General features: G+C 33.0%; 12 protein-coding genes. 9 read left to right on the top strand and 3 right to left on the bottom strand.

Features of this window, described 5'->3' with window-relative positions; all coding sequences use genetic code 11:
• Nucleotide 1: 1 nt before the first annotated feature.
• Complete coding sequence (locus B0A65_RS16060) at nt 2-1,534, bottom strand: aldolase catalytic domain-containing protein (RefSeq protein ID WP_074659143.1); 1,533 nt, start codon at nt 1,532-1,534, stop codon at nt 2-4.
• A 652-nt stretch (nt 1,535-2,186) separates the two neighbouring features.
• On the opposite strand from B0A65_RS16060, the gene B0A65_RS16055 reads away from it, so the two are divergent.
• From B0A65_RS16055 to B0A65_RS16035, 5 genes are all read left to right on the top strand, one after another.
• Nucleotides 2,187-3,152, top strand: coding sequence for a hypothetical protein (locus B0A65_RS16055; protein ID WP_074659144.1), 966 nt, complete (start codon nt 2,187-2,189; stop codon nt 3,150-3,152).
• Nucleotides 3,153-3,245: 93 nt separating this feature from the next.
• Complete coding sequence (locus B0A65_RS16050) at nt 3,246-5,108, top strand: ABC-F family ATP-binding cassette domain-containing protein (protein ID WP_074659145.1); 1,863 nt, start codon at nt 3,246-3,248, stop codon at nt 5,106-5,108.
• Nucleotides 5,109-5,217: 109 nt separating this feature from the next.
• Nucleotides 5,218-5,592 carry a four helix bundle protein gene (locus B0A65_RS16045; protein WP_074659146.1) on the top strand — a complete coding sequence of 125 codons (375 nt, stop codon included), beginning with the start codon at nt 5,218-5,220 and terminating at the stop codon, nt 5,590-5,592.
• A 71-nt stretch (nt 5,593-5,663) separates the two neighbouring features.
• Nucleotides 5,664-6,128: an FKBP-type peptidyl-prolyl cis-trans isomerase gene (locus B0A65_RS16040; protein ID WP_074659147.1), complete on the top strand. Its 465-nt coding sequence runs from the start codon at nt 5,664-5,666 to the stop codon at nt 6,126-6,128.
• Nucleotides 6,129-6,365: 237 nt separating this feature from the next.
• Entirely contained in the window at nt 6,366-6,908 is a 543-nt protein-coding gene (locus B0A65_RS16035; protein ID WP_074659148.1) for a hypothetical protein, read from the top strand.
• A gap of 166 nt (nt 6,909-7,074) precedes the next feature.
• Here B0A65_RS16035 and B0A65_RS16030 read toward each other — a convergent pair whose 3' ends face one another.
• Nucleotides 7,075-8,625: an SDR family oxidoreductase gene (locus tag B0A65_RS16030; RefSeq protein ID WP_074659244.1), complete on the bottom strand. Its 1,551-nt coding sequence runs from the start codon at nt 8,623-8,625 to the stop codon at nt 7,075-7,077.
• 180 nt (nt 8,626-8,805) lie between these two features.
• On the opposite strand from B0A65_RS16030, the gene B0A65_RS16025 reads away from it, so the two are divergent.
• On the top strand, nt 8,806-9,597 hold the full coding sequence (locus B0A65_RS16025) for an O-methyltransferase (protein ID WP_074659149.1): 792 nt from the start codon (nt 8,806-8,808) through the stop codon (nt 9,595-9,597).
• A 55-nt stretch (nt 9,598-9,652) separates the two neighbouring features.
• Here B0A65_RS16025 and B0A65_RS16020 read toward each other — a convergent pair whose 3' ends face one another.
• Complete coding sequence (locus B0A65_RS16020; protein WP_074659150.1) at nt 9,653-10,312, bottom strand: DUF6565 domain-containing protein; 660 nt, start codon at nt 10,310-10,312, stop codon at nt 9,653-9,655.
• Between the two features lie 293 nt (nt 10,313-10,605).
• Between B0A65_RS16020 and B0A65_RS16015 the strand changes: the two genes are divergently transcribed.
• The 3 genes from B0A65_RS16015 (at nt 10,606) to B0A65_RS16005 (ending at nt 12,489) form a co-directional block, all read left to right on the top strand.
• Nucleotides 10,606-11,292 (top strand): ABC transporter ATP-binding protein, encoded by a 687-nt coding sequence (locus B0A65_RS16015; protein ID WP_074659151.1) that lies wholly within the window; start codon nt 10,606-10,608, stop codon nt 11,290-11,292.
• A gap of 128 nt (nt 11,293-11,420) precedes the next feature.
• Nucleotides 11,421-11,990: a cob(I)yrinic acid a,c-diamide adenosyltransferase gene (locus B0A65_RS16010; protein ID WP_074659152.1), complete on the top strand. Its 570-nt coding sequence runs from the start codon at nt 11,421-11,423 to the stop codon at nt 11,988-11,990.
• Nucleotides 11,991-12,267: 277 nt separating this feature from the next.
• A complete protein-coding gene (locus B0A65_RS16005) occupies nt 12,268-12,489 on the top strand; it encodes a DUF2795 domain-containing protein (protein ID WP_007138072.1) in 222 nt (73 codons plus the stop codon).
• Nucleotides 12,490-12,499 lie beyond the last annotated feature (10 nt).

Raw genomic sequence — 12,499 nt, 5'->3', positions numbered from 1 at the left:
ATTATTTATATAGTTCCGAATAAACAGATTCCTGCGATAACCCTTTATATTTTGTAGGAGTAAAAGATTTTAAAGCAAAATTGTTTTTTGAAAAATTTCTAAACAAATATTCGTTTTCATTAAATAATTCTAGTTTATGTTGCGTAATTTCTCCATTGTAACCATCATATCCACAAACTATCAACTCTTTAACTTTCATCTCTTTTACCAATTGAAGAACTAAAGAAGTAATTGAGCTTTTATATCTATCCGTTACATTGATTTCCGAAAGTTGAAACGAATTAAATTTAAAATTTACTGGTATATATGTTCCCATCGCTCTAGGATAAGGTGGTAATATTGCAATTCTATTATTGGGAATTGAATTAAATACTTTTTCTAATCGATGGCCTTCATTACCAGCTAAACAATGAAATTGTTTATTACTACAATCATTCAAATAACTTACATTTCGTGAACTTGAATGTATGATAACAACCTCCGGATTTAATGATAGATAATTCCTTATTGCATCAATATGTTCCCTAACGCTATCACCCCCACCAACAATTAAAGCTTTTTGAAATAATTCGGTCGGATTGTATTCGTTTAATGTTTCATTATCTTTTAATCCTTTGGACTGGTTACTAAGTGCTCTGATTATACTATTGTATGAATAATATCTTTTTCCAACCCAGTCCATAACATCCTTTTGAGGAAGTGAATTGGCTCCTGATACCATATAGGGTAAATTTGTACCCCATTCATATTCTTTTTGTAATTGAGAAAAAGCATCTGTAACTGAAGACAGTGCGTTGAAATCAACTTCTATATTATTTCTCTGATTTAAAGCTGTCAACAAAAGTTCTGTTTTTAAATTTCCAGCACCTCTTCCCATTCCGGTGATAGTTGCATCAACCATATCTGCACCGCATTCAATTGCAGTTAAGGTATTTACAAGTGCCAATTCTAAATTATTATGACCGTGAAAACCAATCTTAGTTTTCATTTGGGAACGAACCAGAGAAAAAATTTCTTTTACATCTTCAGGGTAGACACCTCCATACGAATCAACCATATAAAAATAATCTGCTACACCATCTACATATTTTAGATTAGATAAAAAGTCTGGAAGATTTTTCCATTTAGACATATACATAACATTGAAACCTACTTCAAATCCCATTGATTTAACTTTTTTGGCCAAATCAATCGCTCTCAATAATTGTTCGGGATCAATAGCAATTCTTACCATTGTAATTATACCTAAACATGGCTTCAATAATTCTTCAACTGTCTCTAATTTTATATTTTTTTCATCAAGTATAACTACTAATTTCTTATTTGATATAACAGATAGCTTTTTTAAAACAAAATCGGGACAATAAAAATATTCTCCATAGTATCCGGATAACTTTGGGCTTCTATAACCTACCTCTAAATATTCTACAGGCAAGTCATTCATAGCTGTTAAATAAGTATCAACTAAATTTTTATCAAAATCCCAATTTGTATAATACCCCCCATCACGTAATGTACAATCTAATATTTTCATATGTATATTTTCTTTTTTATTAAAAGAGTATTTCCTTTTTAAATTTACAAGTTGATTAAAACATTTGTCTTTAGCTTGTAGTTATTTATGCTCCTTCCCAATTAAACCACTGATATGAAATATTAAATCTTATCAGTCAAATAATTTAATAAAGCACCTTTCGTTGTATTAAAAATTAAATAATTTTACTTTTTACAAATTTTTCAGTAATGTAAATATAACATTTAACTTCACGACACAGCTTCGCCCTTCCAACTCCCACTAGTAGAAATCAGAAAAAGCTAAAATGGCTGCAAATATATTGACAATTTTTAGACTTTTAAGACAATATTTTGAACTAATTATTTCAAAATTAACAACATACGATAGTTGGCTAAAAGTCAAACAGATACGTTTTTCTTTGAAAGAATTCATTTATATTTTCGCGAAAATAACATCTTAAAAAGGAACATAAAAATTACAAACCAAGAAATGTCCTATTATTATATATTTAAAACGTAATTATTTTACTAAGAAAAAATAGGAGTCAGAAAAAAACTAACTATTTGTTAAACAAATTTTGAAGATATTAAACGTAGCATAAATTCTTAAATTGCTTTTATTTTTCTTTTTAACTTAATTTTGAAATTAAATAGACAAGTCAAAAATAGAGATGAAAAAACTAGCTTTCCTCTTCTTCCTAATGCTCAACTCAATACAGGCCCAAATCTCCGGCTGTACAGATCCGCTATCGAAAAATTATAATTCGAAGGCAACGGTAAATGACGGAAGCTGCGATTATGAAACTTTCAAAACAAAACCAATAGTCACACACAGACTAAGTGATTCCATTAAGGAGACTTCAGGATTAGTATCTTTTGAGCAATTACTTTGGACACACAATGACGATCATGATAAAACCATTTACGGATTAGATTCTTTAGGAAAAATTAGGCGAAAAATTGTGCTGGATCAAACCCTTAATCACGACTGGGAAGAAATTTCCCAAGACAGTTCCCATATTTACATTGGCGATTTTGGTAATAACGCTTCAGGAAACCGCACTGATTTACACATTCTTAAAATAGAAAAGAAATCTTTTTTAGCGGAAAAACCAGTTATTGAAACTATTTCCTTCTCTTATTCAGATCAAACTGATTTGACTCCACAAAAACCAAACACGACCAATTTTGACTGCGAAGCTTTTATCGTTTCTAAAGACAGTATTTATCTGTTTACAAAACAATGGCACTCCTCTAAAACAAGTATTTATGTGCTCCCCAATCAAAGCGGAAATCATATTGCACAATTTAAAAAAACGCTGGATACGAAAGGTCTTGTTACTGGCGCCACTTATCTGGAAGCAAAAAAATTGATTGTGCTTTGCGGTTATTCTAAATTCGGAAAGCCGTTTTTATATTTATTATATGATTTTAAAAATTCTGATTTTCTGTCAGGAAATAAACGCCGTATTGATCTCCAGTTATCTTTTCATCAAATAGAAGGAATTGCTACAAATAATGGTTTGCACTATTATCTGACTAATGAAGCTTTGGTTCGAAAACCTATTTTGAATGTTCCGCAACAAATTCATTATTTTGACTTAAGTCCGATTCTGAATTCCTATCTCCATAAATAATTCGCAAATCGCAATATAATAGCTTACTTTTGCAAAAAAGTTGTGATTTGTAAAACCTTCATAACTTATAATTTATAACTCATATTTTACAAAGTGAATTACTTATCCGTTGAAAACATCTCGAAGTCTTTTGGTGAAAGAACATTATTTGACAACATTTCATTTGGTATTAATAAAGACCAAAAAATAGCTTTTATTGCCAAAAATGGTTCTGGAAAAACAACCATTATGAGCATCATTAATGGTTTGGATGAACCAGATACGGGACAGGTTGTTTTGCGAAAAGGAATCCGCATGGCTTTTCTTTCTCAGGATAATAATTTACAGGAAGAGTTAACCATTGAAGAAAGCATTTTTGCTTCTGACAATGAAACCTTGAAAGTAATCGAAGCTTACGAAAAAGCGCTTGAAAACCCAGACGACGAAGAAGCCTATCAAAAAGCTTTTGACGGAATGGATCAGCATAATGCGTGGGATTTTGAAACGCAATACAAACAGATTTTATTCAAACTAAAACTGGAAGATTTTAAACTTAAAGTAAAAAATCTTTCGGGTGGACAAAAGAAACGTCTTTCCCTGGCTATTATTTTAATTAATCGTCCGGATTTATTGATTTTAGATGAGCCAACGAATCACCTGGATCTTGAAATGATCGAATGGCTGGAGAGTTATTTTGCTAAAGAAAATATTACGCTATTTATGGTAACGCACGACCGTTTCTTTTTGGAGCGTGTTTGTAATGAAATCATCGAATTGGATAACGGAAAATTATACCAATACAAAGGAAATTACTCTTACTACTTAGAGAAAAAAGAAGAGCGAATTACCTCTGAAAATGCCAGTGTAGACAAAGCAAAAAACCTATTCGTAAAAGAATTGGAGTGGATGCGCCGTCAGCCAAAAGCGAGAACGACAAAATCGAAATCGCGTCAGGATGATTTTTACCTTATTAAGGAAAAAGCGCAAAGTCGTCGCCAGGAAAATAAAGTGGAACTCGAAATTAACATGGAACGTATGGGAAGCAAGATTATCGAGCTTCACAAAATTTCAAAAAAATTCAAGGATCATGTTATTCTGGACAATTTCAGCTTTGATTTTCAACGTGGAGCACGTATTGGAATCATTGGTAAAAACGGAACCGGAAAATCTACTTTTTTAAATCTTCTTACCGGAACACTTCCGCTTGATAGTGGCCGTGTCGTAAAAGGTGATACCATTAAAATTGGCTATTACACACAAAGCGGAATCAATCCGAAACCAAATCAGCGTGTAATTGATATTATTAAAGAATACGGAGAATTTATTCCGTTGGCAAAAGGCAGAATGATTTCGGCTTCACAATTGTTGGAACGCTTTCTTTTTGATGCTAAAAAACAATATGATTTTGTCGAAAAATTAAGTGGTGGCGAGTTGAAACGTTTGTATTTATGTACGGTTTTAATTCAGAATCCGAACTTTTTGATTCTGGATGAGCCAACAAATGATTTAGATATTGTAACGCTTAATGTTTTGGAAAGTTTCCTTTTAGATTATCCGGGATGTTTACTTGTTGTTTCGCACGACCGTTATTTCATGGATAAAATTGTGGATCACTTATTTATCTTTAGAGGAAAAGGTGAAATCGAAAACTTCCCAGGAAATTATTCTGATTTCAGAGCTTATGAAGACAGTGCTGATGTTGCTCAAAAAGAAGAAAACAAAGCCGAAAAGAAAGATTGGAAACAAAACAATCCAACAGGAAATTTAACTTTCAATGAGCAAAAAGAATATCAAAAACTAGAAAGAGAAATTAAAGATCTGGAGATTGATAAAACCAAAATCGAACAATTATTTTCTGATGGAAAAGTTGCCGATGCTGATATCGAGAAAAAAGCAAATGAGCTACAAAACATCATTAATAAAATAGACCAGAAAGAAGAACGTTGGTTTGAGCTTTCGGCTAAAATCGAAGGATAATTTTTTAGTTTTCAGTCTCAGTCGCAGTTTTCAGTTTGTTTTGTGATACTATTTTTATTTAATATAAGTTTTTTCTTATTTTTTTATTATTCTTGTAAAAAATTAAACAATGAATTTTAAAGAATTATTAGCTTATAAAAAGTCATGTGAACTTGCTATGGACCTATTTGAACTTTCAAAAACATTTCCAAAAGAAGAAAAATATTCACTAACAGATCAAATAAGAAGATCCTCAAGAAGTGTTTCTGCAAATATTGCAGAATCCTATAGAAAAAGACGATACGTAAATCATTTTATAAGCAAACTAACCGATAGCGATGCAGAAAATTCAGAAACATTTGTTTGGCTTGAATTTGCTTTACAATGTAAATATATCAATCAGGAAGTATTTGATATATTAAATAAGAAAAGCATTGAAATTGGCAAACTAATAAACTACATGATCAATAATCCGAACAAATTTGGTTGCAATATTTCACAATAAAAACTGAAAACTGCCACTGTGACTGAAAACTTATTATATTAGCCTCACTAAATATTACATTTTTAAAAACCATGAAATACATCTTAACATCATTATTAGCATTAACCCTTTTTATCTCTTGCAATCCTAGCGATAGTCAACCAACCAAAACGGATTACACTGTTGAAAACGAAAAAGAAATTGTTGATTATATTGCTAAAAACAAATTAACAGCAAAAAGAACCGATTCTGGTTTATATTATGTTATCAACGAACCTGGAGATGGTGCGCAACCAACTGCAAGCTCAAATGTAACTGTAGTTTACAAAGGATATTTTACTAATGGAACTGTTTTTGACCAAAGCAAACCTGCAGGGCTTTCCTTCGGATTAAATCAGGTAATTAAAGGCTGGACAGAAGGTATTCCTTTTTTTAAAGTTGGAGGAAGCGGTATACTATTAGTTCCCTCGCATTTAGGTTATGGCAGTTATAACTATGGTAGTATTCCCGGAGGCTCAGTACTTATTTTTGATGTTAAGTTGAGCTCAATAAATTAATCACAGAAGATTTCTATTCCCTAAATACAAAGGACCTTAATAAAACATTTTATTAAGGTCCTTTTTTTATTAGTAAAGAATAACATCTTTACATAATAACAAAATACGGCTATTCAATTTTACGATAACCTAAATTTTATTATGTAATAATCCATAAAAATCATGTAAAAATTAATAAATCTGTTTTCCGAGCTTTGTTTTAGTGAAAATGAATTCACAAAATAAAAACTATATAAAATGGAAAATTTACATAATCCCGATGGAACTAAACGTGAGGTATTAACAGGAATGTTTTCAGATCGTGACAGCATAGAAAGAGCTTACGATAATTTAAGCGAAAGAGGTTATACAAAAGATGAAATTAACCTTATCATGTCTGATGAAACCAGAAAAAAACATTACTCAGACAAAGACGACCATTCTGAACTTGGAACAAAAGCAGCTGAAACAGCCGGAACAGGTTCTGCCATTGGAGGGACAATTGGAGCAATTGCAGGAGTTGTTGCTGCAATAGGAACGAGTCTTGTTATTCCTGGTTTAGGATTAATTGTTGCCGGTCCATTAGCTGCAGGATTAGCAGGTGCGGGTGCTGGCGGAATTGCCGGAGGTATAATTGGCGCCTTAGTAGGATCAGGAATTCCTGAAGACAGAGCAAAAATTTATGAAGATGGAATTAAAGACGGTCATGTTGTCTTAGGCGTTCACCCGCGTAATAGCGAAGATGCCGAATATCTTGAACAACAATGGAAAGCAAATAATGCACTGAATATCTACAGATAATCTTTTTCTTTTTCAATAAAAAAACCACAACAAAATTTAATTCTGTTGTGGTTTTTTCTATTTTTTAAAACAAGAATTTCTCGAATTTACACAATTTTTATCATCGACCTTGTGGCTGTGACTGAAAACTGAGACTGAAAATTACCCCTGAAAATGTGACTAAAAACTACCAGGGAATCGGATTATAATCTTTTAGAAATTTTCCACACCAATGTTTTCCGGTATTGATTCCATCAAATAAAGGATCCATAACTCTCGCTGCACCATCCACAATATCCAATGGTGGCTGAAAATCTTCTAGCTCCTGCTTTTTCTTTGCCAATTCAGCAGGATCTTCATCAGTTACCCACCCTGTATCAACGGCATTCATAAATATACCGTGTTTCGCCAAGGTTCCTGAAGAGGTATGCGTTAACATATTCAAAGCCGCTTTTGCCATATTCGTATGCGGATGGCGGTCTTCTTTAAAAAATCGATGAAATTTTCCTTCCATCGCCGAAACATTGATAATGTGTTTTTGTCCTGTATTATCCTTCTTCATTACTTCTGAAAGTCGGTTGCACAAGACAAAAGGTGCCACTGAATTCACCAATTGCACTTCAATCATTTCAGTCGTTTCTATTTGCCCCAGTCGCAAACGCCAACTGTTTGTTTTCCGCAAATCGACCTGCTGTAAATCGGCATCGAGTTCTCCTTCGGGAAAAACTTCATTCGCCACTAAGGCATTATCAAAAGAATAGGGAATTTGAGATAATTGAGCAGAAGCACGCAAACCTATTCCGGGTTCGGGTCCGTGCCAGGTGACAGGCATGTTTTCGTTTGAAGAAGCTGCGCTGGTCAACATTTTTAATTCGTCTAAACAATTAAGATGATCCAATAATAATTCTTGTGCCTGTTGCGGAAGTGCACTTATTGGCAAGTTTTCATTCTCCATCAAATGCGAATAGAATCCGGCTGGCCTCCTAACCGTTTGCGCTGCATTATTAATTAAAATATCAAGACGTTCGTATTTTTGCTCAATAAAATTACAGAAAATCTCAACGCTTGGAATGTGTCTTAAGTCTAAACCATGAATTTTCAACCGATGTCCCCATTCCATAAAATCATCTTCCTTAGCAAAACGCAAAGCTGAGTCAACAGGAAAACGAGTAGTAGCAATAACAGTTGCTCCTCCACGCAAAAGCATCAAAGTAATATGATAACCAATTTTTAAACGAGAACCGGTAATAATAGCAATTTGTCCTTTTACATCTGCCGTCTGAAAACGTTTTGCGTAATTAAAATCACCACAATCTGTACACATAGTATCATAAAAGTGATGCATTTTAGTAAATTCCGTTTTACAGACATAACAATTTCGGGGTGTTTCCAGTTCTAATTGTTCTTTATGAACGAGATCATTATAGGCCAGTAATTTAGGCGCAACAAATATGCTCGCTTCACGTGCATGTCTAATTCCGGTTTCCTTACGAGCTGTTTTGTCTTTCTTTTCCTTTTTTCGTTTGGCTGCCTGTACTCCGTCTTTAACTCTTCTGGAAAACTCACCTCTGTCTGGTCTGGAAAACATTCCGGCTTCTTTAATTAAAGCTATTCTTTGCTCTTTCGGAATATCAAATATTTGATCGGTATTAGTATTCAATTGTGCCAAAATAGCAATGCATCGATTAATTTCTTCAGAAGATATTATGCTATTCTCTTCTATTTCCTCCTTCAACATCATAAAAAATGTATTACTATTAGCTTAATTTAAAGTCCGCAAATATAGTCTTTTTACAAGTCGTAAAGTCGAAAGTCATAAAGTCGAAAGCTGAAAACTAATAGTTGTACTTTGTGACTTTATGACTTTTCGCTTTATGACTTTCTACTTTTTTGTATCTTCGCACTTGTAAATTCTATTATGCTATTTCAAGTAAAATCTTATCTAAAATTCCTGTGGAATTCAAAAAACGAACACGGTGTCCATTCTCCGTTTGTTTTTAATCTATTGACGAAATGTTTTTACGATAAAAAGTCGAAGCCTGAATATACAATTCTGAAAAACTATAGAAAATCATTACTTCAGAATAAAAATTTTATTGAAGTAACCGATTTTGGTGCCGGCTCAAAAGTTTTCAAATCAAACAGAAGACAAATTTCGAAGATTGCATCAACAGCCGGAATTTCTCCAAGACGAGCCGAATTATTATTTAGAGTTACAAATTATTTTCAACCCGCAACTATTCTGGAAATAGGAACCTCATTAGGTTTGGCAACTTCTGCCCTCGCTTTAGGCAATACTAATGCAAAAGTAATCACTTTAGAAGGTTGTCCTGAAACTGCAAATCAATGTCAATTACAATTACAAAAATTCAGTTTCAATAATGTAAATTCAATTGTAACAGAATTTGAAAAATACTTTGAAGATATTAAACTGAGACTGAAAACTGAAACTGAAAACTTCAACCTAATTTATTTCGACGGCAATCACTCTAAAAAAGCCACTTTAGCCTATTTCGATCTTTTATTGCACACTATTAATAACGATTCGGTTTGGATTTTCGACGATATTCATTGGTCACCAGAAATGGAAGAAGCCTGGGAAATTATTAAAAACCATCCTCAAGTAACCGTTACGATTGATACTTTTCAATGGGGATTTGTCTTTTTCAGATACGAACAGCCAAAAGAGCACTTTGTGATTAGAGCATAAAAAAAGGCAATCATTTCTGATTGCCTTTTTAATACTAATTCAATTTATCTAACTTTTATTTTTTAGATTCTTTATTTTCTTCAGATTTAGCTCCCATTCTGTTTAAAGTATACATTGGAGCAAATTTCACTTTTAAACCTGCAATTTTTCTGTTATCTTCAGAAGTTAAACCTTCTTTTTCAACTGTATTTTTACGGCTGTCAAGTGCTTCGTACATCAATTTAATCTCATCCCAGTCTTCACGAGAATAACTGTCTTTATTATCTTCAACTGTGTGAACAAATTGTTGGTAAACACTATGAATATTTTGGGCATTTACCCATGAAAAACTCATATCGTCTCCAATTTTCCCTTCACCAAACAAAGCGTTACGCAATTGTTGTTTCGGACTTGGAGCAGGTGGGGCAAAAACGGCGGTCATTTCATTTTTAAATTCTTCGTATTTAACTTTACTTGCATTTATCCTTTCGGTTTCAGCAGTATTGTCTTTAATGTCAGCAAGTGCCAATTGTGCATTTTCAGCTCTTCTGTCATATTCAGCTTCTACATCTTTCCAATCGGCTTTCAAATCGTCAGCTTTCACATTTTTCACTGAATCGACATAGGCTACATACGAGTCAATTGTCTTTTGAGCTTTTTCTTGTTTTTCGTCTTTACATGATGTAAAACTCAATGCAATTAATGCAATTCCTGATAATAATTGTATGTTTTTCATAATTATTGATTGTTTAATTAATACATTAACAAATGTATCTAATAACCTAATATCAAAAATTACATCATTACCATGTTTTTAATATTAAAAAGATTTTAAACATGTAAAACTTGCAGAATAATGATAATTTTATAAAATAAATCAAAAAAAGTATAATTAATTCAAAAAAAATATATTTATTATTTAATCGTGGTGTAAACCAAAAGATGTTTTTGTAACAAAAATCAATTTCGCGCTACTTATCGTTTATTGAAAAGTGTTTTGTACTTTTAAATCCAAAATTGTAAAACGAAATGGCAAATCCATTAATTAAAATAACTGACATTAAACGAAATTTTGTACTTGGTAATGAAATCGTTTATGTCTTAAAAGGAATAGATTTACAAATCAACAAAGGAGAATATGTAGCTTTAATGGGGCCATCAGGATCCGGGAAATCGACTCTAATGAATTTGCTTGGTTGTCTTGATACACCAACTTCCGGACATTATGTTTTAAACGGAAAAGATGTCAGCCAGATGAAAGATGATGAACTGGCAGGAATTCGAAATAAAGAAATTGGTTTTGTCTTTCAGACTTTTAATCTTTTGCCTAGAACGACAGCTTTAGATAATGTTGCCTTACCTATGATTTACGCAGGCTATTCTAAATCAGACAGAAATGAACGTGCTAAAGAAGTTTTAACACAGGTAAATCTTGCCGATAGAATGGATCACCAACCCAATCAGCTTTCTGGAGGACAACGCCAACGTGTTGCCATTGCCCGTGCTTTGGTTAACAAACCTTCGATTATTTTAGCCGATGAACCAACCGGAAACTTAGACAGTAAAACTTCTGTGGAAATCATGAAACTTTTTGGAGATATTCACGCACAGGGAAATACTGTCATTCTGGTAACCCACGAAGAAGATATTGCAGCTTATGCACATCGCGTAATTCGTTTGCGAGATGGTTTGATTGAAAGCGATACGACTAAATAATTGTAGATTTCTGATTTTAGATTTTAGATTGCTCGTGTAACTTATACTTTGCGATTTTAAATCGATATAAAAACAATTTTAGATTCCAAATATTAAATCTAAAATCAGAAATCTAAAATCTAAAATAAATGAAGGTATATACAAAAACCGGAGATAAAGGAACAACGGCTCTCTTTGGAGGCACGCGCGTTCCTAAAGATCACATCAGAATTGACAGTTACGGAACTGTTGACGAATTGAATTCTTATATAGGTCTCATTCGTGATCAGGAAATGGATTCTCATTACAAAACGATTTTGATTGAAATTCAGGATCGTCTTTTTACGGTAGGCGCCATTTTGGCAACGCCACAAGAAAAAGAAGTTTTAAAAAACGGTGAACTTCGTTTAAAAAATCTCGGAATTATTGATTCTGATATTGAATTATTAGAAAATGAAATTGATAAAATGGAAGAAAGCCTTCCGCAGATGACGCATTTTGTTTTACCTGGAGGCCATCAAACTGTGTCATATTGTCATATTGCACGTTGTGTATGCCGTCGCGCAGAGCGTTTGGCAGTGCATTTAAGTCATAATGAACACGTTCCTGAAATCGCAATCAGGTACTTAAACCGACTTTCTGACTACCTTTTTGTCTTGGCACGGAAGTTGTCCTCAGACTTAAAAGCGGAGGAAGTGAAATGGATTCCGAGGAAGTAAACAGTTAACAGTCGCAGTCACAGTTTTCTCTGAAAAAACGAATTCTTGAAAAGAAATTAAAGAATCGCATTTTCTCAGATTTACACTGTAAACTGTCACTTAAAACGGAATACTTCAAAAAGAAGTAAACAGTAGCTATTTCAAGTTTTCAGACTGAAAACTGGCACTGAAAACTGAATACTATAAAGGACGTTCTTAAATTTTATTAAAATAAATCAAAATTTACTTGTCTTTTTCAGTAAAAAATTTATTTTTGCACAAACTAAACAGATAACAGATGTATTGGACATTAGAATTAGCATCTTATTTAAGTGATGCGCCATGGCCTGCTAACAAAGACGAACTTATTGACTACGCCATTAGAGCTGGTGCTCCATTAGAAGTAGTAGAAAACCTTCAGTCAATTGAAGATGAAGGAGAGATATATGAATCAATGGAAGAAATTTGGCCTGATTATCCAACAGACGAAGATTATCTTTGGAATGAGGATGAATATTAAAAAATAAACC

Origin of the sequence: Flavobacterium frigidimaris, from assembly GCF_002217275.1 — a bacterium.
GTDB lineage: Bacteria > Bacteroidota > Bacteroidia > Flavobacteriales > Flavobacteriaceae > Flavobacterium > Flavobacterium aquidurense.
The sequence above is the reverse complement of the archived record's forward strand: the minus strand, read 5'-3'. Positions and strand labels throughout refer to the sequence as shown.